Annotated in this window: 27 protein-coding genes and 2 tRNA genes; 14 read left to right on the top strand and 15 right to left on the bottom strand. The window is 73.9% G+C overall.

Going from position 1 to position 23,248, the window contains the following annotated elements:
* Positions 1 to 70 precede the first annotated feature (70 nt).
* From WCD74_RS04210 to WCD74_RS04220, 3 genes are read left to right on the top strand one after another with little or no spacing between them, the layout of a single operon-like run.
* Positions 71 to 1,120: a DUF418 domain-containing protein gene (locus WCD74_RS04210; RefSeq protein ID WP_337693562.1), complete on the top strand. Its 1,050-nt coding sequence runs from the start codon at positions 71 to 73 to the stop codon at positions 1,118 to 1,120.
* A complete protein-coding gene (locus WCD74_RS04215; RefSeq protein WP_337693563.1) occupies positions 1,072 to 2,220 on the top strand; it encodes a sensor histidine kinase in 1,149 nt (382 codons plus the stop codon). The genes WCD74_RS04210 and WCD74_RS04215 overlap by 49 nt, the downstream gene beginning before the upstream one ends.
* Positions 2,221 to 2,233: 13 nt before the next feature.
* The gene (locus WCD74_RS04220) at positions 2,234 to 2,878 is read left to right on the top strand and encodes a response regulator (RefSeq protein WP_337693564.1); all 645 of its coding nucleotides are present in this window, start codon (positions 2,234 to 2,236) and stop codon (positions 2,876 to 2,878) included.
* Positions 2,879 to 2,884: 6 nt separating this feature from the next.
* Here WCD74_RS04220 and WCD74_RS04225 read toward each other — a convergent pair whose 3' ends face one another.
* The gene (locus WCD74_RS04225; RefSeq protein ID WP_337693565.1) at positions 2,885 to 3,565 is read right to left on the bottom strand and encodes a hypothetical protein; all 681 of its coding nucleotides are present in this window, start codon (positions 3,563 to 3,565) and stop codon (positions 2,885 to 2,887) included.
* Between the two features lie 113 nt (positions 3,566 to 3,678).
* Here WCD74_RS04225 and WCD74_RS04230 point away from each other — a divergent pair, with 113 nt between their 5' ends.
* On the top strand, positions 3,679 to 4,281 hold the full coding sequence (locus tag WCD74_RS04230; protein ID WP_337693566.1) for a DinB family protein: 603 nt from the start codon (positions 3,679 to 3,681) through the stop codon (positions 4,279 to 4,281).
* Here the strand turns inward: WCD74_RS04230 and WCD74_RS04235 are convergent.
* Positions 4,263 to 4,736, bottom strand: a complete 474-nt coding sequence (locus tag WCD74_RS04235; protein ID WP_337693567.1) for an NUDIX domain-containing protein — start codon at positions 4,734 to 4,736, stop codon at positions 4,263 to 4,265. The genes WCD74_RS04230 and WCD74_RS04235 overlap by 19 nt on opposite strands.
* Before the next feature lie 4 nt (positions 4,737 to 4,740).
* Entirely contained in the window at positions 4,741 to 5,073 is a 333-nt protein-coding gene (locus WCD74_RS04240) for a DUF4180 domain-containing protein (protein WP_337693568.1), read from the bottom strand.
* An 86-nt stretch (positions 5,074 to 5,159) separates the two neighbouring features.
* On the opposite strand from WCD74_RS04240, the gene WCD74_RS04245 reads away from it, so the two are divergent.
* The 4 genes from WCD74_RS04245 to WCD74_RS04260 all read left to right on the top strand — a co-directional run bounded on the left by WCD74_RS04245 (position 5,160) and on the right by WCD74_RS04260 (position 8,256).
* Positions 5,160 to 6,104, top strand: a complete 945-nt coding sequence (locus WCD74_RS04245; RefSeq protein WP_337693569.1) for a metal ABC transporter substrate-binding protein — start codon at positions 5,160 to 5,162, stop codon at positions 6,102 to 6,104.
* Positions 6,101 to 6,850: a metal ABC transporter ATP-binding protein gene (locus WCD74_RS04250; RefSeq protein WP_337693570.1), complete on the top strand. Its 750-nt coding sequence runs from the start codon at positions 6,101 to 6,103 to the stop codon at positions 6,848 to 6,850. The genes WCD74_RS04245 and WCD74_RS04250 overlap by 4 nt, the downstream gene beginning before the upstream one ends.
* Positions 6,847 to 7,713, top strand: coding sequence for a metal ABC transporter permease (locus WCD74_RS04255; protein ID WP_337693571.1), 867 nt, complete (start codon positions 6,847 to 6,849; stop codon positions 7,711 to 7,713). Before WCD74_RS04250 ends, WCD74_RS04255 begins: the two co-directional genes overlap by 4 nt.
* Before the next feature lie 72 nt (positions 7,714 to 7,785).
* Entirely contained in the window at positions 7,786 to 8,256 is a 471-nt protein-coding gene (locus WCD74_RS04260) for a BLUF domain-containing protein (RefSeq protein WP_337693572.1), read from the top strand.
* 25 nt (positions 8,257 to 8,281) lie between these two features.
* Here WCD74_RS04260 and WCD74_RS04265 read toward each other — a convergent pair whose 3' ends face one another.
* From WCD74_RS04265 to WCD74_RS04280, 4 genes are read right to left on the bottom strand one after another with little or no spacing between them, the layout of a single operon-like run.
* The gene (locus WCD74_RS04265; protein ID WP_337693573.1) at positions 8,282 to 9,457 is read right to left on the bottom strand and encodes an MFS transporter; all 1,176 of its coding nucleotides are present in this window, start codon (positions 9,455 to 9,457) and stop codon (positions 8,282 to 8,284) included.
* Positions 9,458 to 9,460: 3 nt separating this feature from the next.
* Positions 9,461 to 9,868 carry an arsenate-mycothiol transferase ArsC gene (locus tag WCD74_RS04270; protein WP_337693574.1) on the bottom strand — a complete coding sequence of 136 codons (408 nt, stop codon included), beginning with the start codon at positions 9,866 to 9,868 and terminating at the stop codon, positions 9,461 to 9,463.
* A complete protein-coding gene (arsB, locus tag WCD74_RS04275; RefSeq protein ID WP_337693575.1) occupies positions 9,861 to 10,958 on the bottom strand; it encodes an ACR3 family arsenite efflux transporter in 1,098 nt (365 codons plus the stop codon). The genes WCD74_RS04270 and arsB overlap by 8 nt, the downstream gene beginning before the upstream one ends.
* Entirely contained in the window at positions 10,955 to 11,350 is a 396-nt protein-coding gene (locus tag WCD74_RS04280) for an ArsR/SmtB family transcription factor (protein WP_337693576.1), read from the bottom strand. Before WCD74_RS04280 ends, arsB begins: the two co-directional genes overlap by 4 nt.
* A gap of 86 nt (positions 11,351 to 11,436) precedes the next feature.
* On the opposite strand from WCD74_RS04280, the gene WCD74_RS04285 reads away from it, so the two are divergent.
* Positions 11,437 to 11,868, top strand: coding sequence for an ArsI/CadI family heavy metal resistance metalloenzyme (locus WCD74_RS04285; RefSeq protein WP_337693577.1), 432 nt, complete (start codon positions 11,437 to 11,439; stop codon positions 11,866 to 11,868).
* Between the two features lie 27 nt (positions 11,869 to 11,895).
* Here the strand turns inward: WCD74_RS04285 and WCD74_RS04290 are convergent.
* From WCD74_RS04290 to WCD74_RS04300, 3 genes are all read right to left on the bottom strand, one after another.
* Positions 11,896 to 11,972: transfer RNA gene (locus tag WCD74_RS04290), tRNA-Pro, on the bottom strand.
* A 49-nt stretch (positions 11,973 to 12,021) separates the two neighbouring features.
* Complete coding sequence (locus tag WCD74_RS04295) at positions 12,022 to 12,717, bottom strand: ester cyclase (RefSeq protein ID WP_337693578.1); 696 nt, start codon at positions 12,715 to 12,717, stop codon at positions 12,022 to 12,024.
* Positions 12,696 to 14,102 (bottom strand): FAD-binding oxidoreductase, encoded by a 1,407-nt coding sequence (locus WCD74_RS04300; RefSeq protein ID WP_337693579.1) that lies wholly within the window; start codon positions 14,100 to 14,102, stop codon positions 12,696 to 12,698. Before WCD74_RS04300 ends, WCD74_RS04295 begins: the two co-directional genes overlap by 22 nt.
* Positions 14,103 to 14,396: 294 nt before the next feature.
* Here WCD74_RS04300 and WCD74_RS04305 point away from each other — a divergent pair, with 294 nt between their 5' ends.
* The 3 genes from WCD74_RS04305 (at position 14,397) to WCD74_RS04315 (ending at position 18,014) form a co-directional block, all read left to right on the top strand.
* A complete protein-coding gene (locus tag WCD74_RS04305) occupies positions 14,397 to 17,051 on the top strand; it encodes a helix-turn-helix transcriptional regulator (protein ID WP_337693580.1) in 2,655 nt (884 codons plus the stop codon).
* Between the two features lie 500 nt (positions 17,052 to 17,551).
* Positions 17,552 to 17,625, top strand: a tRNA-Gly gene (locus WCD74_RS04310).
* 185 nt (positions 17,626 to 17,810) lie between these two features.
* Positions 17,811 to 18,014, top strand: a complete 204-nt coding sequence (locus tag WCD74_RS04315; RefSeq protein ID WP_337693581.1) for a cold-shock protein — start codon at positions 17,811 to 17,813, stop codon at positions 18,012 to 18,014.
* A gap of 107 nt (positions 18,015 to 18,121) precedes the next feature.
* On the opposite strand, the gene WCD74_RS04320 is transcribed toward WCD74_RS04315, so the two are convergent.
* The 3 genes from WCD74_RS04320 to WCD74_RS04330 are packed head-to-tail and all read right to left on the bottom strand — an operon-like array spanning position 18,122 to position 19,843.
* Positions 18,122 to 19,039, bottom strand: coding sequence for an alpha/beta hydrolase (locus tag WCD74_RS04320; protein WP_337693582.1), 918 nt, complete (start codon positions 19,037 to 19,039; stop codon positions 18,122 to 18,124).
* A gap of 13 nt (positions 19,040 to 19,052) precedes the next feature.
* Positions 19,053 to 19,529, bottom strand: coding sequence for an SRPBCC family protein (locus WCD74_RS04325; protein WP_337693583.1), 477 nt, complete (start codon positions 19,527 to 19,529; stop codon positions 19,053 to 19,055).
* Entirely contained in the window at positions 19,526 to 19,843 is a 318-nt protein-coding gene (locus WCD74_RS04330) for an ArsR/SmtB family transcription factor (protein WP_337693584.1), read from the bottom strand. The genes WCD74_RS04325 and WCD74_RS04330 overlap by 4 nt, the downstream gene beginning before the upstream one ends.
* 357 nt (positions 19,844 to 20,200) lie before the next feature.
* Here WCD74_RS04330 and WCD74_RS04335 point away from each other — a divergent pair, with 357 nt between their 5' ends.
* Together WCD74_RS04335 and WCD74_RS04340 are read left to right on the top strand one after the other, a co-directional pair.
* Complete coding sequence (locus tag WCD74_RS04335; RefSeq protein ID WP_337693585.1) at positions 20,201 to 20,491, top strand: hypothetical protein; 291 nt, start codon at positions 20,201 to 20,203, stop codon at positions 20,489 to 20,491.
* A gap of 95 nt (positions 20,492 to 20,586) precedes the next feature.
* Positions 20,587 to 21,246: a TetR family transcriptional regulator gene (locus WCD74_RS04340; RefSeq protein WP_337693586.1), complete on the top strand. Its 660-nt coding sequence runs from the start codon at positions 20,587 to 20,589 to the stop codon at positions 21,244 to 21,246.
* Here the strand turns inward: WCD74_RS04340 and WCD74_RS04345 are convergent.
* Positions 21,146 to 22,555, bottom strand: a complete 1,410-nt coding sequence (locus tag WCD74_RS04345; protein WP_337693587.1) for a uracil-xanthine permease family protein — start codon at positions 22,553 to 22,555, stop codon at positions 21,146 to 21,148. The two genes, WCD74_RS04340 and WCD74_RS04345, sit on opposite strands and share 101 nt — an antisense overlap.
* Positions 22,552 to 23,229 carry a TetR/AcrR family transcriptional regulator gene (locus tag WCD74_RS04350; protein ID WP_337693588.1) on the bottom strand — a complete coding sequence of 226 codons (678 nt, stop codon included), beginning with the start codon at positions 23,227 to 23,229 and terminating at the stop codon, positions 22,552 to 22,554. The genes WCD74_RS04345 and WCD74_RS04350 overlap by 4 nt, the downstream gene beginning before the upstream one ends.
* Positions 23,230 to 23,248 lie beyond the last annotated feature (19 nt).

The following is a 23,248-nucleotide window of genomic DNA, read 5'->3' on the forward strand; positions in this document are numbered from 1 at the left end:
ACTTTCGTCGGGGTCGGCGACGACGGTCGGGGGCAGCGCCGGGCCGCCGTCGCCGACCATGCTCGTCGACATGACCGCCGACCCGACCGTGCCCCGCCGCCGGCCCGCCCGCGGCGAGCCGGAGGCCGTCTCCACGCCGGGCGACCGGATCTCCGAGCTCGACGTCCTCCGCGGCGTCGCGCTCTGCGGGATCCTGGTGATCAACGTCTACCAGCAGCTGGTCTGGCTGCGCGGCGACCCGTCGGCCCGGAACGTGCTGCCGACCGCGGTGGACCTGATCTTCTACGAACGGTTCATGCCGATCTTCGCGATGCTCTTCGGCGTCGGGTTCGGCCTGTTCCTCGAGCGTGCGGCCCGGCGCACCGAGCGTCCCCGGCTGGTGCTGGCCCGACGGCTCGCGGTCCTGCTGGTGATCGGCGGCGTCCACCAGTTCTTCCACGTCGGGGAGGCCCTCTTCCCGTACGCGCTCGTCGGTCTCGTGCTGCTGATCCCGATGTCGTTCCTGCCCCCACGCGCATGCCTCGTCGTCGGGATCGTGCTGCTCGTGCTGCTGCCGCAGGTGCAGACCAGCGTGGGGCTGATCGCCGGCCTGCTGCCGTTCGGGTTCGGGCTGGCCCGGGTCGGCGTGCCGGACGGGCTCCGGCGGCACCCGGGCCGGGTCGCCGTCGCCTTCGCGGTCGGCGCGGTGGTGGTGCTCGCGTGGACGGCCGCCCAGCTCGCCGACGTGCGGCTCCCGGTCGTCAGCGTCTTCGGCGGGGCACTCGGCGGCGACCTCCTGCACGCGACCGCCGCGGTCGCCGGCGCGATCGCGTACTCCTGCCTGGTGCTGCTCCTGCTGCGCACCCCGCTCGGGCCGGCGATGGACGCGGTGTTCGCGCCGGTGGGTCGCATGGCGCTGACGAACTACCTGGCCGCCACGGTCCTGTTCCTCACCCTCGGGCCGCTGCTCGGGATCGACTCGCTCGCGGACGGTCCCGCGATCGCGGGGCTGACCGTGGGCATCCTCGTCGTCCAGGTGCTCTGGAGCCGTCTCTGGCTGCGACACTTCACCTACGGCCCGGTGGAGTGGGGGTGGCGGTGCCTGACCTGGGGCCGGCGCGCGCCGTTGCGTCGGGGGTGACGCGGACCGACGTCGCGGTCGCCCTCGCCTTCGGGGTGTGGGGCGTCGGCCTCGTCGTGCTGTTCCCCGCCTCCCCGCACCCGCTCGTCGCGCTCCCGCCGGCGGGCGAGCTCGCGGTGGCGGTGGCCCTCACGGTCGTCCTGCTGTTCCGCCGCGTCCGGCCGGTGGCGGTGGCCGTCCTGACGGCGGGTCTGACCCTCGCGCTCGCCGGCAACTGGTTCGTCTACGGCGCGATCTACGCCGCCGGCGCGTACCTGCACCGACGCGCGCACCTGTGGTGGCTGGTGCCGCTGCTGTTCGGGGCCGCGTTCGTCGGCGAGCGGGGCTGGATCGCCTTCCGGATCAACGACCACGCGTTCCTGCTGGGCATGTCCGTGCTCGTCGCCCTCGCGGGGCTCTACGTGGGCACCCGCCGCGAGCTGATCGCCGCGGCCCACGAGCGCGCCGACCGGGCGGAGGAGACCGCCCGCGCCCAGGAACGCGCGCGGCTGGCCGCCGAGATGCACGACGTCGTCACCCACCGCGTGAACCTCATGGTCCTGCAGGCCGGGGCGTTGCAGGCCACGTCGACCGACCCCGCCGTCGCCACCGCCGCAGAGGAACTGCGGCGGGCGGGCCGGGCGGCGCTGGCCGAGCTGCGCGACCTCGTCGGGGTCCTGCGCGGCGGCGGTCCGGGGACGGCCGGCTCCCCCGCCGCGGACACCGAGGTCGACCGCGAGGCGGTCGCCGACCTGGTCGAGGCGTCGCGCGGGGTGGGGATGGACGTCTCGCTGACCGAGCGGGGCGACCCGGCGTCCCTGGCGCCGACGGTCGCGCGCACGCTCGTCCGGGTCGTGCAGGAGGCGCTCAGCAACGCCGGCAAGCACGCCCGCGGTGCCCGGGTGAGCGTCGGTGTCACCTACGACGACGGGGCGCGGGTGGCGGTGGTCGACTCCGGCGGCGAGCCGGACCCCGAGCTCGCGGCGACCGGCGGCGGCGCGGGCCTCGACGGCCTGCGACGCCGGGTCGCGATGGTCGGCGGGACGCTGGAGGCCGGTCCGGAGGCGTCGGGGTTCGCGGTGCGCGCCCGATTGCCCGCCTACGTGCCGACCGGGACGTGAGACGCTCCGCGGCGTGCCGGTCCGGGTCCTCGTCGTCGACGACGAGCCGATGGTGTGCGCGCACCTGCGGACGATCCTGGACGCGTCCGGGGAGCTCGCGGTGGTCGGCACCGCGGGCGACGGCGCGGAGGCGGTCGAGCTGGCCGTCCGGCACCGCCCGGACGTCGTCCTGCTCGACCTGCGCATGCCCGGCGTCGACGGTTTCGCGGCCCTGCCCGCACTGGTCGACACGGGCGCGCGGGTGGTCGTGCTGACCACCTTCGACGCCGACGACGCCGTCCTGCGGGCCCTCGGCGCGGGCGCCTCCGGCTTCCTACTGAAGTCGACCGACCCCGGCGACCTGGTCCGTCTGGTCCGTGTCGCGGCCGACGGCCACTCCGTGCTGTCCCCGGAGGCGACGGCCCGGCTGGTCGGCGCCTCGGCCGAGACGTCCCGCGCCCGCGCCGGCGCCGCCGAGCGGCTGGCGGTCCTCACCGGGCGCGAGACCGAGGTCGTCGCCGCGGTCGGCGCCGGGCTGTCGAACGCCGAGATCGGGGCGCGGCTGTTCCTCTCCGAGGCGACCGTGAAGGGCTACGTCTCGACGGCGATGCGCAAGCTCGACTGCGACAACCGCACGCAGGTCGGGTTGCTCGCGCACGCCGCCGGGATCGCGCCGTAGGTCCGCCTACTGACGCTGCGCGAGCCCCTTCACGCACCACGAGCCGCCCGTCTGCCCGAGCACGACCTCGGAGGGCAGCGTCTGGCTCTGGCCCTGGAAGGTCAGGGTGAGGTCGACCGGGGTGCGGGCCTCGGTGTCGATCACGGTCGTGGTCGGGCCGGTCGGCCGCACGGAGGCCACGAGCTGCAGCACCTGCGGGGACAGGGCCGAGACCGGCGCGCCGTCCGGGCCGCGGCAGGAGAGCTGGTCCAGCGTGGGTGCGTCCTTGGCGGTGAGCGCGGTGACCGCCTGGTTCGCGGTGTCCTCCGGGCTCCCCGGGCCGCCGAGATAGCCCGGGTAGACGAACGCTCCGAGCAGCAGCGCGACGATCGCACCCAGGACGAGACCACCCGCTGCCCCGAAGGCGAGGCCCTTGCGGAGCTCCTTCTTGTACGCCTTGTCCTCCGCGTCGGCCCACGCCTCGTCGTCCTCGGGCGCGGAGTGCCGGCCCTCGTCGGCGGCGACGGCGCCGGTGTCCTGCGGCTCGCCGGGCAGGTCCGCCGCGGGGACCGTCTCGCCCGGCTGCGGCCCGGCGGTCGCCTGCCCGTCCACGGTGTCCCCGGTGTCCTCGGTGGCGGGCTCCGGCGTCGCCGAGGTGCGCCCGACCTCCGTGTCCGCCTCGTCGACGCCCGTCCGTCCCTCGGTCATCGCGGGTCCTGCTCCCTCCTCGCCGGTGCCGGCGCAGGGCGCGCCGCACCCCGACGATGCCTCATCGTCCGTGGGGCCCTCCGGGCGGGGCGGTCGTGGCAGGGTGGGCGGCCGTGGCCGCCCCGGATGCGAAGAGCACGTTGCACCACTACCTGGTCCAGGCGCGCGACGCGGTCGTCTGGAAGCTGGAGGGCCTGGGCGAGTACGACGTCCGCCGCCCGCTCACGCCGACCGGCACCAACCTGCTGGGCATGGTCAAGCACCTCGCGATCGTGGAGTCCGGCTACTTCGGCGAGGTCTTCGACCGGCCGTTCGCCGAGACCGTGGGCTGGTTCGAGGCGCACGTGGAGCCGGAGGCCGACCTGTGGGCCACCGCCGACGAGTCCCGCGCGGCGATCCTGGACCTCTACGCCCGCGCAGCGGAGCACTCGGACGCCACCATCGAGGCACTGGACCTCGACGCGACCGGCCGGGTCCCGCACTGGCCCGAGGAGCGGGCGGAGGTCACCCTGCACCGGATCCTCGTGCACATGACGGCCGAGACCCACCGGCACGCCGGGCACGCGGACATCCTGCGCGAGCTCGTCGACGGCGCCGCGGGCCTGCGCCGCGACCACGACAACCTGGGCAACCTCGCCGCCGCCCAGCGCCAGGGCCACGTCGCGCGCCTGGAGCGGGAGGCCCTGCGCGCCGCCGGTCAGGCCAGCCGGGGCTGATCGGAGCCCGAGAGCGCGTCGGCGATCCGCTCGCGGTGGGTGGGGAAGAGCTCGTACTCCCCGAGCCGCTCCGGCTCGACCCATGCCACGGCGGTCGTCTCGACCCCGTCGGGACGGGCCTCACCGCCGACCGGGCGCGCGTGGAAGCACACGCCGAGGGGCTGGATCGCCCGCCCGTCGTCGAGCAGGGCCACGTGCCGCGGGTCGGTGTAGATCCCGACCAGGCCCGTCACCGCGATCTCGACGCCGGCCTCCTCCCGCGTCTCACGCACCGCGCACTCGGCGATGGTCTCGTCGAGCTCGAAGATGCCGCCCGGCAGCGCCCACTGCCCGGTGTCCTCCCGGCGGATCAGCAGCAGCCGACCCCGCTCGTCCCGGACGGCCGCCGAGGCTCCCGGGATGCGGGTGGTCGCCCGGGGAGCGGACGGGTCGTCGAAGAAGTCCACGCGGGCCACGGCGTCATCCTCGCGCGAGCCGGTCCTCCAGGTCCGCCCGGTCGGTGACGAACCACAGCTCCCGTCCCCGGTTCGCCTCCCGCGTCCAGTCCGCGACCGGCCCCGCGACCGCGGTGGGCTCCCCCAGGACGACCAACCGGATCCCGTACTGGACGAACTTCTGCGTGATCGCCCCCGCGACGCCGGTCCGCAGGACGAAGAAGTCCGGTGAGAGCCGCGCGACCGGGACGACGACGGTGTCCGCGCCCGCCCCGAACGCCTCGCCCAGCACGTCGACCGCGGCGCGCTCGCCGTCGATCAGCGGGCCGTCGTCGGGCAGGGCCAGGACGTTCTCCATGTCGCCGATCCCAGCGTCCGACGGCCCCCGGGACAACCGAATTGTCCGGTCTTGCCGTTCGGTGGCACCACCACTACGTTTTCGGCGTGCCGAACAACGATCACGTCGTATGGCGAAATCGTCGGCCCGGCGCGGGCCTCGTCGCCCTCGCCGCGACGCTCGGCCTGCTGCTCGCCGGGTGCGGGTCTCCGCCGGAGGAGGACGACGGGGGGCGGCTCACGGTCCTCACCACCTTCACCGTCATCGCCGACATGACCCGCGAGGTGGCGGGCGGACGCGTGGACGTCGAGTCCGTCACCCGGCCGGGAGCCGAGATCCACGAGTACGAGCCGACGCCGGACGACCTGGTCCGCGGCGCCGACGCCGACCTGATCCTCGACAACGGCCTCGGGCTCGAGCGGTGGTTCGACCAGTTCATCGAGCGCGCCGAGACCCCGGCGGCCACCCTGAGCGACCGCACGACCCCGATCCCCATCACGTCCGGCAGCTACACCGGAGCGCCGAACCCGCACGCGTGGATGTCGCCCCTCAACGGCGTCGTCTACGTGGAGAACATCCGCGACGCCCTGACCCGCCTCGACCCGGCCGGCGCCGCGCAGTACCGCGCGAACGCCGAGCGCTACACCGGCGAGCTGCGGCGGGTGAACGACGAGCTCGTCGCCACCCTGTCCGCGCTGCCGCCGAACCAGCGGGCCCTGGTCTCCTGCGAGGGCGCGTTCTCCTACCTGACGCGAGACGCCGGGCTGCGGGAGGGCTACCTGTGGCCGGTGAACTCCGACGCGGAGGGCACCCCGCAGCAGATCGCCGCCACCGTGGAGTTCGTGCGGCAGAACGACGTGCCGGCCGTCTTCTGCGAGTCCACCGTCAACGACGGCGCCCAGCGGCAGGTCGCCGCGGACACGGGCGCGCGCCTCGGGCCGCCGCTCTACGTCGACTCGCTCTCCGAGGCGGACGGCCCGGTGCCGACCTACCTGGAGCTGCTGCGCCACGACGCCCGCACCATCGGCTCGACCCTCACCACCGCGCCGTGACGGCGGGCGACCAGCCGGTCCTCCGGATCCGGGACCTCAGCGTCCGTTACGGCGAGGTCCTCGCCCTGGACGGCGTGGACCTCGACCTGTCGGCCGGCACCCTCGGGGCGCTCCTCGGCGTCAACGGTTCCGGCAAGTCGACCCTCTTCAACGCCGTCATGGGCCTGGTCCGTCCGCAGCAGGGTGAGGTCCGGGTCCTGGACGGTCCGTCCGACCGGGCGCGCCGCGCGGGCCGCATCGCGTACATGCCGCAGGTCAGCGCCGTGGACTGGACCTTCCCGGTGCTCGTGCGCGACGTCGTGACCATGGGGCGCTACGGCCGGATGGGCTTCCGACGGCGGGCGTCGAGGGCCGATCGGGCCGCCGTCGACGAGGCCCTGGAGCGGGTCGACCTGGCCGACCTCGCCGACCGGCAGATCGGTGCCCTGTCCGGTGGCCAGCGCCAGCGGGTGTTCCTCGCCCGCGCGCTCGCGCAGCAGGCGAGCCTGCTGCTGCTCGACGAGCCGTTCGCCGGAGTGGACGCGCGCTCCCAGGCGACCATCAGCAGTCTGCTGCGCGAGCTGCGCACCGAGGGCGCGACCCTGCTCGTCGCGACCCACGACCTCGCCGGCGTGGGACGGCTGTGCGACCGCGCCGTGCTGCTCCAGCAGCGCGTGCTCGCGGCCGGGCCACCCGAGGAGGTCCTGACGCCGGAGGTCCTGAGCCGGGTGTTCGGGTTCGTCACCGACGAGACGAGGTCCGCATGAGCGCGGTCGTCGACTGGATCGTGGCGCCGCTCCAGTTCGAGTTCATGGTGCGGGCGCTGCTCGCCGCCGTCGTCGCCGGCCTCGTCGGCGCGGTCCTCTCGTGCTGGCTGACCCTCATCGGCTGGTCGCTGCTGGGCGACGCGGTCTCGCACGCCGTCCTCCCGGGCGTGGTGCTCTCCTACATCGTCGGCATCCCCTTCGGCGTCGGCGCCTTCGTCTTCGGGGCCGGCGCGGTCGGAGCCATCGGCGTCGTGCGGCGGACGTCGCGGGTCAAGGAGGACGCCGCGATCGGCGTGGTGTTCACCGGGCTGTTCGCGCTCGGGATCGTGCTGGTCTCGCGGACGCCCAGCGACACCGACCTGTTCCACATCCTGTTCGGCAACCTGCTCGGGGTCTCGACGGCCGACCTGGTGCAGATCGGCGCGCTGGGCGCCGTCGTGCTGCTCGTCGTCGGGCTCAAGCACCGGGACCTGACGCTGTTCGCCTTCGACCGCGTCCACAGCCATGCCGTCGGGATCTCGCCGCGGCGGACCGAGGTCCTGCTGCTCGGGCTGCTCGCCCTCTCCGTGGTGACCGCGCTGCAGGCGGTCGGCGTCGTCCTCGTCGTCGCGATGCTGATCATCCCCGGTGCCACGGCCTACCTGCTCACCGATCGCATGGAGCGGATGCTGCTCTACGCGAGCGGGACCTCCGTCCTGACGAGCGTGCTGGGCACCTACCTGAGCTTCCACGTCGACCTCGCGACCGGCGGCACGATCGTGGTCTGCCAGGCCCTCGCCTTCGTCGCCGTGTACCTGTTGGCGCCGCGGCACGGTCTGCTGGGCCGCCGGCTCACGCGGCGACGGGCGCGGCAGGCGGCCTGACGACGGGGTGTGGCCGGCACCGGACCCGGGCATTCCCGCCCCTCCCGGAGCACGACGAAGGAGTACGACGACGTGACCGACACGACCGCGGACCTCGGTGAGCAGGTCTTCCGCCTGGTCTACCGCAGCCACACGACCATGGGCAGCGAGAACCGGCCCGCGGAGATCGAGGAGATCTTCGAGGTGTCGCGGAGCAAGAACCCGGGTCTCGGACTCACCGGAGCGCTCCTCGTGTGGCAGGACACCTTCGTCCAGGTGCTCGAGGGCGACGAGGGGGCGGTGCGCGACCTCTACGCCACCATCGCCGCCGACCCGCGCCACGAGAAGGTGGAGACGCTCGACGAGAGCGTGGTCTCCGCCCGCGCCTTCGGGCAGTGGGCCATGGCGCACGTCTCCGACGACGAGGGCGCCGACCTGCCCGCCGCGCGCGGCGAGGAGGCTCCCGACGCCCCGCACGCGACGCCTCGACTCGAGGACCGGCGTCAGGAGATGCTGCTCGACCTCATGCGGGAGTACGCCGACCCGGGCATCGAGCCGATCTGACGTCCGTCAGGCGCCTCACATCACGTCACGTCTCTGACGACGGCGCCCGCGAGAGCCTGGCGTAGCCGATCACCGCCATCCACGCGAGGGCCGCGACCGCGAGGAACGCGGCGTAGACGGTGGCGTAGCCGGTGGCGGCGGCGAGGGAGGTCGCGGCGACCGGTGCGACGAGGCCGGCGAGGCCCCAGCCGGTGAACACCTGCCCGTAGGTGGTGCCGAAACGGTGCACCGGGACGACGTCGGCGGTGGCAGCCGGTGCGAGCGCCGACAGCGCCCCGTACTGCGCGCCGAGCAGCAGCAGACCGGCCAGCGCCACAGGACCGGTGACGCCCAGGGCGAGTGGGAGACACGCGAGCACCAGCACCGCCGTGTCGAGGTGCAGCGCCGTCCGGCGGCCGAGACGGTCGGAGACCGGTCCGGCGACCAGCCGTCCGGCGAAGTTCCCCACGTTGATCGACGTGACGGCCAGGACGGTCGCCCCGGGGGTGCCGGTGAGGGCGCCGGCCTGGGCGAACGCGGCGAGGCCGGGGGCACTGCCGAGTCCGAACGCCAGCCACAGCGCCACGACCGCGCCACGCGGCGCGGTCGCCCGAGGACGGCTCGACCCGGACTCCTCGCGCCGTGGCTGGGGCGACGCTCCGGGTACGAGGACGGCGGCGACCGCGAGGACGGCTCCGAGCACGGCCGCGAGCACGAGGAAGGTCGGGGTGCGTCCGAGCAGGTCGAGCAGCCGGGACGCCAGAGGAGCCAGGAGCGCGGTTCCGGCGGCATAGGCGCTGACGACGAGCCCGAGCGCGAGACCGCGGCGGGTGGTGACGGTCCCGGCGACCCGGACGGCGGTCGCGTAGCCGAGTCCGGTCGAACCACCGACCAGGACGCCGAAGGTCACGAACAGCGCCCCGGGCGCGGTGACGGCGCCGGTGGCCAGCAGCCCGGCGACCGTGCCGAGCAGCGCGACCAGCGTGAGACGGCGCGGAGAGGTGGTGTCGGCGACGCGGCCGCCGACCAGCACGCCGAGCATGAAGGCCAGCAGCCCGACGGAGAACACCCCGGCCAGCAGGGCGTCCGCGGCTCCGAGATCGCGGCGCAGGGTGTCGGTGAAGACGTCCCAGGCGAACAGCGGGCTGACCGCGAGGTCGAGCAGGACCGCCCCGGTGAGCGAGCGCGCCCTCGTCGACGGTGCGCCGCCCCCGGGAATCACGGGTCAGACGGTGGCGGTCAACTCGACGAGCAGCGCGCGGACGCGCCGGTCGATGTCGTCGCGGATCGTGCGGACCTCGTCGACGTCCCGGCCGGCGGGGTCGGTGAGCTCCCAGTCGAGGTAGCGCCTACCGGGGAACACCGGGCAGGCGTCGCCGCACCCCATCGTGATCACGACGTCGGCGGCGTCGACGTCGGCATGGCTGAGCTCGGTGGGGACCTCGTGCGCGAGGTCGATGCCGAGTTCGGCCATCACGGCGCGGACGGCGGGGTTGACCTCGTCGGCGGGAGCGGAGCCCGCGGAGCGGACCCGGACCTGGTCCCCGGCGTGGTGCGCGAGCAGGGCCGCGGCCATCTGCGAGCGGCCGGCGTTGTGCACGCAGACGAACAGCACCTCGGGCACGTCAGGCACGGCGGGGCTCCTCGGGCGCAGGGTCGATCGTCGGGAGGAGCCGGCGGCGCAGCCACAGCGAGACGTAGACCAGGGCGACGAGCACGGGGACCTCGATCAGCGGTCCGACGACCCCGGCGAGGGCCTGGCCGCTGGTGGCGCCCCAGGTGGCGATCGCGACCGCGATGGCGAGCTCGAAGTTGTTGCCCGCAGCGGTGAACGCCAGCGTCGTGGTGCGCCCGTACCCGAGCCCGACCGCACGTCCCAGGGCGTAGGAGCCCGCCCACATCACCGCGAAGTAGATCAGCAGCGGCAGCGCGATCCGGACGACGTCGAGGGGCTGGGAGGTGATGGCGTCGCCCTGCAGGGCGAAGAGGATGACGATGGTGAACAGCAGCCCGTACAGGGCGAACGGCCCGATCCGCGGCAGGAGCGTGGACTCGTACCAGTCGCGGCCCTTCGCCCGCTCCCCCAGCAGGCGGGTCAGGTACCCGGCGAGCAGCGGGATGCCGAGGAAGATCAGCACCGACCGGACGATCGCCCACGGCGAAACGTCCAGACCTGTCGTCGGGAGCCCGAGCCAGCCGGGCAGCACCGAGAGGTAGAACCAGCCCAGCGCCCCGAACGCGATCACCTGGAACACCGAGTTCAGCGCGACGAGCACGGCGGCGGCCTCGCGGTCCCCGCAGGCGAGGTCGTTCCAGATGACGACCATGGCGATGCAGCGGGCGAGCCCGACCACGATCAGCCCGGTGCGGTACTCGGGCAGGTCGGGCAGCAACAGCCACGCCAGCGCGAACATGAGCGCCGGGCCGAGCAGCCAGTTCAGCACCAGCGAGGACACCAGCAGGCGCCGGTCGCCGGTGACGGAGTCGAGCCGGTCGTAGCGGACCTTCGCCAGCACCGGGTACATCATCACGAGCAGACCGAGGGCGATCGGCAGCGAGACCCCGTCGACCGCGACCGCCCCGAGGGCCTCCCCCAGCCCCGGGACCAGGCGGCCGGCCAGCAGCCCCACCGCCATCGCCGCGAGGATCCACACCGGGAGGAACCGGTCGAGCGTGGAGAGCTTCCCGACGACGGAGGCCTCCTCCTGCGGCGGAGCACTCACGCGTCCACCACCGGCAGCGCGTCGCTCGCCGCGGGCTCGAGCACGGTGGCGACCTGGGCGAGCAGCTCGGGGCGCACCCGGTAGTACACCCACGTGCCCCGGCGCTCCCCGGTAATCAGCCCGGCCTCGCGCAGCACCTTGAGGTGGTGCGAGATCGTCGGACCGGACAGGTCGAACACGTCGGTCAGGTCGCACACGCAGGCCTCGCCCCCGGCATGGGAGGCGATCAGCGAGAGCAGCCGCAGCCGTACCGGGTCGCCCATCGCCTTGAACACCCGCGCCAGCTCACCGGACTGCTCGGCCGACAGCGGCTCCCGCGCCAGCGGCGAGCAACACCCGACCACGTCGGCGAGCTGGGCCAGGACCCGCTCCTCCGCCTCCTGCTTCGACATGCGTCTACCTTGACATTGCTCGAAACAGGGGCGCAAGGTCTGGCTCGACAGCCATCGAAACAGCCGCAGTTCGAGGAGAACCAGCGATGTCGCGCGTGCAGCTCGCCCTCCGCGTCTCCGACCTCGAGGGATCGATCCGCTTCTACAGCAAGCTCTTCGGCGCCGAACCGGCCAAGCGCCGGCCCGGGTACGCCAACTTCGCCATCGCCCAACCCCCGCTCAAGCTCGTCCTGCTCGAGGGCGAACCCGACCGCCCGACCGTCATGGACCATCTCGGCGTCGAGGTCGCGACGACCACCGAGGTCGACGACGCCACGGCCCGCCTCGACGAGCTCGGCCTGTTCACCCAGGTCGAGAACGACACCACCTGTTGCTACGCCCGCCAGGACAAGGTCTGGGTGCACGGCCCCGGTCACGAGCCGTGGGAGGTCTACACCGTCACGGAGGACTCCCAGGACTACGGCCAGGACGGGGTCGCCAGCCGGCCCATGCGTTCGGCCGCGCAGGCCGACGGGTGAGCCGTCGCCGTTCGTGCGGGTCGGGCGTGGTCGGGGTGGCGGGATTCGAACCCACGGCCCCTCGCTCCCAAAGCGAGTGCGCTACCAAGCTGCGCTACACCCCGTGGCGCACGAGTGTAGGGCGAAGGGCACGCGGGTTCCGCGCCAGCACTCCTACATGAGGCCCATCTGCCCGATCATGCCGAGCTGGTCCCAGTAGAAGCGGGACGCGACGACCTTCCCGTCGGCGACGCGGTGGAAGGCTGCGTAGGGCAGCGACACCGAGCGTCCGGTGGGCGGGATCGGCGAGCCGTCGGGCGCCCGGGAGGGTCCGGTGTTCGTCCCGACCACGACACCCTCCTCGAACACCTGGTCCCCCGCCGCGGTGATGCGGACGTCGGTCAGGTGGGAGTCGGGGAACGCCGTCATCGTTTCATTCCAGAAGTCCCGGACGGCCTGGTGACCCTTGCCGTCGCCGGACGGCGTGGCCAGCTCGCAGTCCTCGCCGTAGAGCGCGAGGAACGCGTCGAGGTCGTGGGCGTTCCAGGCGTCCGCCCCGGCCCAGGCGATCTTCCTGGACTCCGTGGGACCGAACGGTCCGACGAGGCTGATGACGTCGAACGGCTCGACGCGGGGCGGTTCGTCGGGCACGGACCCGAGGGCGCGTTCCACGGCGGGGACGATGTGCTCGGCCGCGCTCCGCGCGAAGACCTCCTCGGACTCCCAGAGCTCGACGTACTGCACGCCCTCCGGCCCGCGGACGCAGAGGTGCAGGATCACGCCGTCCACCGGCGCGGTCCCGACCTCCTCGGCGACGCGGTGGTACTCGGACTCCTGCAGGTGCGGGGTCATGACGAACGCGTGGACCATGATCGTTCTCCTCGGACGGCGGGCGGGATGTTGACGTTGCGGTGGAAGGCGTTGTCCGGGTCGTAGGTCGCCTTGACCCGGCGCAGCCGCTCGTACTTGGCGTCCCCGTAGGCAGCGCGGATGCGGTCGTCGTCGACCTCGTGGTTCCAGTTGACGTAGCTCCCGGCCGCGTACGGCCGCAGGGCCTCCCAGAAGGACCGCGACCACTCCCGGTCGGCGATGAGCAGGTCCGGGGTCGGCGCGACGGCATCGATGGCGAGGCTGAACCGTGTCGAGCGCGAGCCCGCGAACGCGGTGTCGTCGTCGCCGACGTCGGCGACCGCACCGCCGAGGCCCGCCATCACGAACACCGACATCGGGGAGGCCTTGCGGGGCAGGTACTCGAGCACGACGGAGAGAGCGTCGTCGGTCAGCTCCGGCAGGTGCAGGCCCTTGCCGTAGGCCAGCCGGCCCCAGGCCCCGGCCTCGTCGATCATGCTCTGCAGCGCGACGTAGGGCATGGGGGTGAGGAACTCCGCGGACGGGTGGGCGTCCCGGACCGGCTCGCAGAGCGCCAGGTGCGCCTCCAGGGTGGAGAAGCCCGCGATCAGCAGCAGCACACCCGGAGTGAAGTGCAGGGCCTCCGGCAGGAACGGGGCCGGCGGGGCGTGCGTCCCGATCATGCCGCCGCCGGCGTCACGCGGGAGCGCCTCGAGCACCTCGCGGCCGACCCGGTAGGCCTCCTCGGCGCGGGCGAGCGGCCAGAAGAAGACGCCGACGTGCACGAGGGGCCCCACCTCGTGCAGCGCGAACTCGAACTCGGTGACGACGCCGAAGTTGCCCCCGCCGCCGCGCAGCCCCCAGAACAGGTCGGGGTGCTCGTCGTCCGAGGCGTGCACGACCGAGCCGTCGGCCAGCACGACCTCGGCGCCCACCAGGTTGTCGATCGAGAGCCCGTGCCCGCGCGCGAGCCATCCGATCCCGCCGCCCAGGGTCAGGCCGCCGACCCCGGTCGTGGTGTTCGTCCCCAGCGTCGTCGCCAGACCGTGGACCTGGGTCGCGCGGTCGACGGCTCCGAGCGTCGCCCCGCCCCCGACCCGCGCCCGCCGCGCGTCCGGGTCGACCCGGATCTCGTCCAGACCCCCCAGGTGCACCATCGCGCCGTCGTCGCACACCGAGGCGCCCCACGAGCTGTGGCCGCCCCCGCGGACCGCGATCTCCAGGCCGTCCCGTCGGGCCGACCGGACCGCGTCGACGACGTCGGCCGTCGACCGGCAGCAGGCGATCCGGGCCGGCCGCCGGTCGATGTCCGCGTTCCACACGGTGCGGGCCTGGTCGTACCCCGCGTCGCCCGGTGTCAGCACCGTCCCGGTGCCGGTCGTCGACCCCGATCTGAGCTCGGTCATCATTCTCCCCCCGTTCGTGACGAGGCCGCCTGCGGGCCCCTGCCCGACGGACGCTAGGGAGGGCACCGCGCGCTGTCGGGAGCACCGACCTGCTCGGTTCCCGGGGGCCGGACGGCTGGGGGTACTCGGAAGGCCCTCCTGGTCACTCAGTCACCGATGGAGCATCGTCGGTCGCCCTGCGTCATCCGACGAGGTCGTTGCCACTGCTCATCACCCGGATGCCCGTATGCACCGGCCCGCGGTGTGGCCACGCTGGACTCCACGTGACCGGACCGCTGGGGACGGGGGTGTCGCGTGCAGGTCCATCCGTTCGTCGGCCGCGACCAGGAACTGGAGGACGTCGCGGGCGCGCTGGAGCACGGCGGCGTGGTGCTCGTCGGGCCGGCCGGTGTCGGGAAGACCCGGCTGGCCCGGGAGGCGCTGGCACGCGCCCGGGCCGCGGAGCGCACGACGGTCTGGGTCGCGGCGTCGAAGGCAGCCGCGTCGATCCCGTTCGGTGCGGTGGCCCATCTGGTCCCTGACGTCGACACCTCGGACCGCCTGCGCGTCCTGCGGGCCGCCGAGCAGTGGCTCGCCGGCGCCGCGACCGACCGCCCCGTCGTCCTCGGGGTGGACGACGCCCACGATCTCGACGACGGGTCCGCCGCGCTCATCGGGCGGGCGGTGGCCGCGGGCGTCGCGGTCGTGGTGGCCACGCTCCGGACGGGGGAGCCGGAGCCGGGACCCGTCACCGCGCTCTGGAAGGACGGGCCCGCCACCCGCGTCGACCTCGCTCCCCTGGACCGGTCGGAGACCGCGCTCCTCGTCGAGTCGCTGCTCGGAGGCGCCGTCGACCCGGTGGCCTCCGAGCAGCTCTGGCAGCTGAGCCGGGGCAACGCGCTGTACGTGGACGAGCTGGTGCGGGGTGGCCTGGTCTCCGGCGCCCTGACCTGGCGGACCGGGGTATGGTGTTGGCCGGGCCGGGTCTCGGTGGCGCCCGCGCTCAGCTCGCTCGTGGACGCCCGGTTGGACGCCCAGCCGCCGGCAATCCGGGACGCCATCGACGTCGTCGCCCTCGGCGAGCCCCTGCACGCCGCGCTGCTCCAGCGGGCCGGGGTGGCGCTGTCCGCGCTCGAGGACGCCGAGCGGGCCGGGGTGCTCCGCACCGCGGCCGTCGCCGACGACGTCGAGGTCCGCCTGGCCCACCCCATGTTCGGCGAGGTCGCGCGGGCCCGGACGACCTCCCTGCGACGCCGGACGCTCTGCCGTCGCCTCGCCGAGGCGTGTCCGGTCGACGAGGATCCGGTCCGGGTGGCCACCTGGTATCTCGACGGCGGGGTCCCGGACGCCGAGGTCCTCGCGCGCGGAGCCGCGCGCGCCCTGGCCGCGCTCGACCTCGAGCTGGCACAACGCCTCGCGACGGGCGCGGACCAGGCGGGCGGCGGCCCGGACGCCCGACGCCTGCTGGCCATGGTGATGGTGCTGCGCGGGCACGCCGAGGACGCGGAGGAGCTGCTCGCCGACCTCGACACCCCGGAGCTGCCCGATCCCGTCCGCGCCGAGGTCGTCGCCTTCCGGGCGTGGAACCTGACCTTCGGGCTGTCCCGCGCGCAGGACGCCGAGCGAGTACTCGATCGGGCCGCGAGGTCGGTCACCACCGGACACGACCTGCTCGACGTCCAGCGGGCGATCGCCCACGGCTACGGCGGGCGGGTGGGGCCGGCGCTCCGGCTCGCGCAGTCGGTGCTCGAGCGCCCGGACACCCACCCAGCCGCCCGGCTCCGCGCCCTCACCATCACCTGTCAGATCGCGGGCGCCGGCGGCGCCGACGAGCGGGCCCTGCACGCCGGGGACCAGGCGTTGGAGCTCGACGAACACCTCCACCACGGGGACTGGTCGATGGCGACCGAGGAGATCCGGGCCGGGATCGTCTCCGTCCGGCTCTACGGCGGCCAGCTCGACACGGCGGAGGAGATCGTCGAGGCCAGCATGCGGCGGGTCGCCGCCACGGGATGGCGGCCCGGGACCGCGATGTGGACCTCCTGGCGCGCCGAGGTCGCCCTCCAGCGGGGCCGCGTACGCACTGCCCTGGGCCACGTCCGGGAGGCCACCGCGCTCGCCGCCCGCGACCGCCAACCCTTCGAGACCTGGGCGACCCGCCTCCGCGCCCTCCAGCGCGCCCGGCTCGCGGCGCTGCTCGGCGAGGTGACCGAGGCCGAGGAGGCGCTGGACGAGGCACGTCGTTGGGACGACGGCGGCAGCGGGATGCTCGACGTCTGGGGTGACTCGAGCGCCGCGTGGGTGGCGCTCGCCCGGGGTGAGCCGACGGCCGCGATCGCCCTCGCCCGGGACGGCGCCACACGAGCCCGGCGGGACGAGCAGCGGCGCTGGGAGATTCTCACCCTGCACCAGGCGGTGCGCCTCGGAGCCCCCGAAACGGTCGTCGACCGTCTCACCGAACTCGCGCCGGACGCGGGCGGCTCGTCGACCCGGCTCTACACGCGACACGCACGGGCGGCGGCCGACGGCGACGGCGCCGAGCTCGACGCGGTCGCCGACGGCTTCGTCACGCTGGGCTGTCTCCTGCTCGCCGCGGAGGCGGCCGCCCACGCCGCCACGGCCCACCGGGAGGCGGGGCGGACGTCGTCGGCGACGGCCGCGGCACGGCGGGCCCGAGGCCTCGCCGCACGGTGCGAGGGGGCGCGCACGCCGGCGCTGTCCGCCCTCACCGAGCCCCCGGGCCTCACGCGCCGGGAGCACGAGATCGCCGGCCTCGCGGCGAGCGGTCTGACCAACCGCGTCATCGCGGACCGGCTGGTGATCTCGGTCCGCACCGTGGACAACACGTTGCACCAGGTCTACGCGAAGCTCGGTGTCCCGGGCCGCGCCGACCTCGCGGAACTGTTCGACGACGCCGGCGCCGGGGGGTCACCCCGGGGCGTCGGTCGGGGGTCGGCGGCCTCGTCGTGACGGGCCGCCGGGTCCTCGACGGCCGGGTGACGGTCGCCGCTCCGGCCGGAGACGTTCTCTCACTCGACGGGCCGGCGGACGTCGTCGTCCGCGCCCGTCACCGTCAGGTCAGTCCAGACCGCGGACGATGTGGTCCTCGTCGGTCTCGGTGATCCTGCTGTCGCGCTCAGTGTCCATGCTCCGGTCCTTTCCGGTCGCTCTCATCGGCCACCGTCCATGGTTGCCGCGTCGCCGGACCTACCGTGAAGTACCAGGTGAGGGTCACACATCAACAACCCCGCGAGGCCCCACCGTGTCCGGCGACCGCGCTTGTGTACCCGTTCACATGCCGTCCCGCCAAGGGCTGGACCGTGACAGAGCGTGGACTGAACGATCCAGTAACCCGACTTTCACCCCGGCGGGCAACCACCTGGACGGAGCAACGTCCTGAGAGGGACGCCCGGGCCCCTGCCGCCGGTCGGGGATCGGCTACGGTGGGCGGGTCCGGCACTGCCGGTCGCGCGGGCGTAGCTCAATGGTAGAGCCCCAGTCTTCCAAACTGGCTACGCGGGTTCGATTCCCGTCGCCCGCTCCACCATCGGGCTGCTGTACGGTTGATCTCGTTGCAGTCTCGTTTTCCTCCCCGTGCTCGGTGCCGTGGATCATGTGACACCGGCCCGGCCAGCATCACGGGAGGAACGCCTCCTCCGTCTCGTGCCCCGGCGTCGGGCAACGCTCGCGCGCAGATCGTCCGCGAGCGCTCCACCCGGAAGAGGATGCATGGCTGAAGGAACTGTGAAGTGGTTCAACTCCGAGAAGGGGTTCGGCTTCATCGCCCCTGACGACGGTGGCAAGGACGTCTTCGTCCACTACTCGGCCATCCAGGCCGGCGGCTTCCGCTCGCTCGAGGAGAACCAGCGGGTGAGCTTCGAGTCCACCCAGGGCGCGAAGGGCCCGCAGGCCGAGCAGGTGCAGGCGCTCTAGCCGGCACCGACCGGGTCGGGCGCCGCCGTGTGCGGCGTTGACGCCCGACCTGCCGGGGCTGTGGGACCACGCCTCATACCCGTGGGCCCACAGCCCCTCTCGTCCGTTCAGCCTCCGGAGACCCACCGCCGGAAGGCCCGGGCCGCGAGGGCGTCCGCGTCGCGGGTCGCCTGCGCACCCGGCACGAGCACGTCGAATCCGTGCGGCAGCCCCGGCAGGACGTGCAGCTCCGTCGGCACGCCGGCGCGCATCAGCCGCCAGGTGTAGTCCACCGCCTCGTCGCGGAGCGGGTCGTTCTGCCCGACGATCACGACGGCGGGGCAGAGACCGCCGAGGTCCTCCGCCCGGTTCGGGATGATCGGCGGCGCGGGCGGGCCGAGGTTGGCCATCACCTGCGCGATCGCCTCCTCCGGGATCACCGGCAGGCCCTCCCGCCGGGAGCCGTGTTCCGGGAGCGCCCGGTCGTCGGTGTTCGGGTAGAGCGCGAGCTGCAGCGCCGGCGCGGTGTCCCCGCGGACGCGGGCCAGCTGCGCGAGCGCGAGCGCGAGCATCCCGCCGCCGCTCGACCCGGTCAGAGCCAGGCGTCGCGCGTCCACACCCCAGTCCTCCGCGTGCTCGCTCACGTGGCGCAGCACCGAGTACGCGTCGTCGAGGATCGTCGCGGGCGGATGGTCCGGGGCCATCCGGAAGTCCACGCTGATCCCAACGGCCCCGGTGTCGCGGCACAACGCCACGCAGCGACGGTGCTCGGTGTTCAGGTGCCCGAACGACAGCCCGCCGCCGTGGAACAGGACGTAGCCCGGACGACGCGGGTGCGGCTGCGCCGGCCGGTAGACCCGCACCGGGACGTCGTGGTCGCCGGCGGTGTTCGGCACCGTCGCCGACGACCACGTGACGTCGGGTTCGGGCGCCGGGTCGGCGCCCGGGTCGCGGAGCAGGGCGAGCATCGCCGGGTCGGACAGGTCGCCGCGCCCCGCGGGGAGCGCGGCCACCACGTCGGCGTACTCCGGGTCCCACCAGGTCATGCGTCCCCTCTCGTCAGGACAGCACCTCGTCCAGGCGCTCGTAGCCCTGGATGACACCCTCGTCCATCCCGGAGGCGAGCATCGCGTCGCGTCCGGAGAACGAGCCGCACAGCGAGAAGCCCTCGAGCCGGCAGCGCCCGCCGGGAAGCTCGGTGAAGGTCATGGTCTCGAGGGCCACCTGGTCGGCGAACGGGACGTAGGCGAACGTCTGGACGATCCGCTCGTTGTCCCGGATCTCGTGGAACGACCCCAGGAAGTGGTGCTCGACCCCGTCCTCCCCGACGTGGGTGTAGGCGTACCCGCCGCCCGTGTGCGCGTCCCAGCGCTGCACGGTCATCGTCAGCCGGCGCGGACCGAGCCACTGCACGACGAGCTCCGGGTCGACGTGCGCGCGGAAGACGGCGGAGGGCGGGGCGTCGAACTCGCGGGTGATGCGGATGGCCGGCACGGCCGGGTCGGCCTCGATGGTGGTCTGCAGGGTGGTGTTCACGTCGGTCTCCTCAGGATCTCGTCGAGCCGCTGGTGGCGCAGCTCGGCACGGCGTCGGTAGGTGTCGATCCAGCCGGTCAGCAGGTCGAACACGTCGACCTCCAGGTGCGCCCAGCGCTGCTGGCCGTCCCGGCGGCGGCTGACCAGTCCGGCGGCCTCGAGCACCCGGAGGTGTTTCGAGACCGCCTGGAGGCTCACGTCGTAGGACGACGCGATCTCCGTGACGGTCATGTCGTCCGCCGTGAGGCGGGCGACGATGTCGCGTCGGATCGGGTCGGCGAGCGCCGCGAACGCCCGGGACAGCTCGTCGTCCACGGCTCCTCCCCAATATTCAACCTTGCGGTTGAGTACGAACATAGGACCAGGAAGGCCGGGAAGTCAACGGGGATCTGCGCGAGCTGCAGGCATCACGAATCGTTACGTCCGTCGATCAACTTCACCTGAACAGAGCAGGTAGCCACCTGATCGAGCGGCTTCAGCGGCTGAACGCCGCTCGCGCTGCGGCCGACGGGCGGCAGAGGCGGGGCCGATCGGTTCACTGAGGGAGCGTTCACTGAACGACCCCGAGATGAGAGCGCTTCTCAGGTTCAGGAGAGAGTCCGCTCGTCCGTCCAACGACGACCGGGACGGCAGGGAACGCACCCGGCGTCGCACGATCCACCAGGAGGCTCCATGAGCAGCATGACCACCAAGCTGGCCGCCACGACGATGCTCGCGGGCGTCGGCACGCTCGCGATGGCGGGCGCGGCGAGCGCCAGCGAGTCGCACTCCCACACGAGCTCGCACGAGTCCACCCACGGCTCGTCGAGCAAGGGCCTCGTCGGTGGCCTCGTGGGCGCCGGCGGCGAGCTGGTCGGCGGCGTGACCGACCTCGTCGGCGGAGTCGTGGGCGGCGTCGACGGCGTCGCGGGCCCGCTGGTCGGCGGTGTCACCACCGGGCTGTTCGGCGGCCCCTCGAGCTGACCCGCCGCCGCAGGGGTGACGCGGGGCGGGTGGGTGATGCTGGAACCATCACCCACCCGCCCCGCCGATCCAACCGCAGAGGGGAGACTGTCGGCATGTCCGGCAGTCGCGCCGCCGCGAAGGCGCGCACCCACGAGAACCTCCTGGACGCGGCGGCGACCGTGTTCGCCGAGCGCGGGTACGGCGCCGCGTCGGTCGAGGAGATCGCCCGGACGGCCGGGGTGTCCGTCGGCTCGGTCTACGCGCACTTCACCAGCAAGGAGAAGCTGTTCGTCGCCCTGATGGAGCGGCGCTCCGCCGGCGAGTTCGCCACGGCCCAGGCAGCGCTGGCCGACGGGTTCGAGGCCGCCGTCCCGGCCCTCAACCGCCAGCTGCTCGCCGAGGCCGACTCCGCGCACCTCGCGGAGCTCGGCGCGGAGGCCTGGCTCTACGGGCTGCGCTCCCCCGGCTTCGGCGCCGAGCTCGCCGCCCACCACCGGCGGGTGCACGACGTCGTCGTCGAGATGGTCACCCGGGAGCGCGAGCGCCGCGGGACCACCCTCGCGATGACCGACGGGGAGGTCGGCACGGTCGCGACCGCCCTGGCCCGCGGCCTGGTGCACTACCGCCGCATGAGCCCGGAGACGGTCCCCGACGACCTCTTCGGCCGCACCCTCATCGCTCTGCTGCGGGGCCTGGAGGCTCCTGGTCCTCCCGCGGCTCCTGCGTCGCCGCCGGCATCGGGTCCGGGCGACCGGGCGTCAGACGACGCATGAGGTGGTAGCTGGCGATCGTCACGACCGTGCCGAACGCGATCCCGCCGAACTGCCCGCCCGAGAACTCCATGGTCACGTCGCCGACCCCGATGACGATGCCGGCGGCCAGGGGGACGAGGACCTCCGGCCGGGAGAAGTCGACCTTGTTCTCCACCCAGATGCGGGCCCCGAGCAGGCCGATCATCCCGTAGAGCACGACCGTGATCCCGCCGAGCACCCCACCCGGGGTCGCCGCGACCACGGCCCCGAACTTCGGGCAGAAGCCGATCGCGACGGCGACGACGGCCGCCACCCAGTAGGCGGCGGTCGAGTACACCCGGGTCGCGGCCATGACCCCGATGTTCTCGGCGTAGGTCGTGGTCGGGGACCCGCCCACGCCACCGGCCACCGCGGTCGCGATGCCGTCCGCGGCGAGCGCGCGACCCAGGTACGGGTCGAGGTCCTCCCGCGTCATCGAGGCGACCGCCTTGACGTGCCCGGTGTTCTCCGCGATGAGCGCGACCACCACCGGCACGACCAGCAGGATCGCGCCCGCGCTGAAGCCCGGCAGGTGGAGGCCGGGCGCGTCGGGGGTGCCGAGCGGCAGGCCGATCCACGGCGCGTCGGAGACGGCCGAGAAGTCCAGGCGCGCGTGCGTCGACACCGTCCCGGAGGCGTCCGGCGCGGTGATCGGCCCGAGGACCGCGTCCAGCACGATCGACAGCACGTAGCCGACGACGAGCCCGACCAGCACCGACAGCCGTCCGAGCATCCCGCGGCCGGCCACGGCGACCACCATGACGACGAGCATGGTCACCAGCGCCACGCCCTGGTCCTGCGGCCAGTAGGTCCCCGCGACGACGGGTGCGAGGTTGAACCCGATCAGCAGGACGACCGCGCCGGTGACGGCCGGCGGCAGGATCGCCGAGATCACCCGGGCCCCGCCGAGGTGGACGGCCAGGCCGACCAGGGCCAGCACCACGCCGGTCACCGCGATCGCGCCGGTCACCTCCGCGCTGGTGCCGCCGTCCGCGCGGACCGCGGCCACGACCCCGACGAAGGACGCGCTCGTGCCGAGGTAGCTGGGCACGCGCCCGCGGGTCATCAGCAGGAACAGCATTGTCGCGAGCCCCGAGAGCAGGATCGCGAGGTTCGGGTCCAGCCCCATCAGCACCGGGAAGACGAAGGTCGCCCCGAACATCGCGAGGACGTGCTGGGCGCCGAGGCCGACGGTGCGGCCCCAGCTCATGCGCTCCTCGGGCCGCACCACCTCCCCCGGGCCCGGAGCACGGCCGTCGCCATGGAGGGTCCAGCGGAGGGTCCGGGTCACGCGCGGCTCCTGGGGTGGTCGTCGCCGGCCGACCCGGTCCGTCCGAGCCGTTCGGCGACCTCGGCGCGCGGCGGCGGTTCCAGGGCGGGCAGGGTGGTGTGCTCGGCGTCGGCGCCGAGCCCGTCGAGGACGAGGGTCAGATAGCGGTTCCAGGCCACCGCGTCGACCTCGGTGCCGAACGGCGCGGCGACCGACGCCACCATGTGCGCGGCCGCCGGGAGGTCGCGGGCCTCCAGGTCGGTGCGCACGGCGCCGGCCTCGCGGGCCCGTTCGACGAGGTCGTGCAGCGGCCCGATGAAACGCAGGACGAGCTCCGGGGTGAACGCGCCCGCGTCCCTGGCGGCACGCAGGATGCCACGCTGGTGCACGAACGCGCGCGCGATGCCCTCGACGATGTCCGCCACGGCGCGGGCCGGGTCGGGCTCCGCCTCGACCCGGGCGAACAGCGGCTCGACGGCCTCCGCGAAGTACTCCGCGAACACCGCCGTCACGAGCTCGTCCCGCCCGCCGAACCGGCGGTACAGCGTGGACGGACCGACCCCGGCGCGCCGCGCGACCTCCTCGAGCGGCACGTCGGACCCGAGTTCCTCGAAGGCCTCCCGCGCCGCCGCGACGATCGCGCGGTGGTTGCGGGCGGCATCCGCCCGCAACGGACGCGACGACAGCTCGGTCACGAGCGGGACGCTAGCAGCG

It is taken from the genome of Actinomycetospora aurantiaca, assembly GCF_037401875.1.
GTDB lineage: Bacteria > Actinomycetota > Actinomycetes > Mycobacteriales > Pseudonocardiaceae > Actinomycetospora > Actinomycetospora aurantiaca.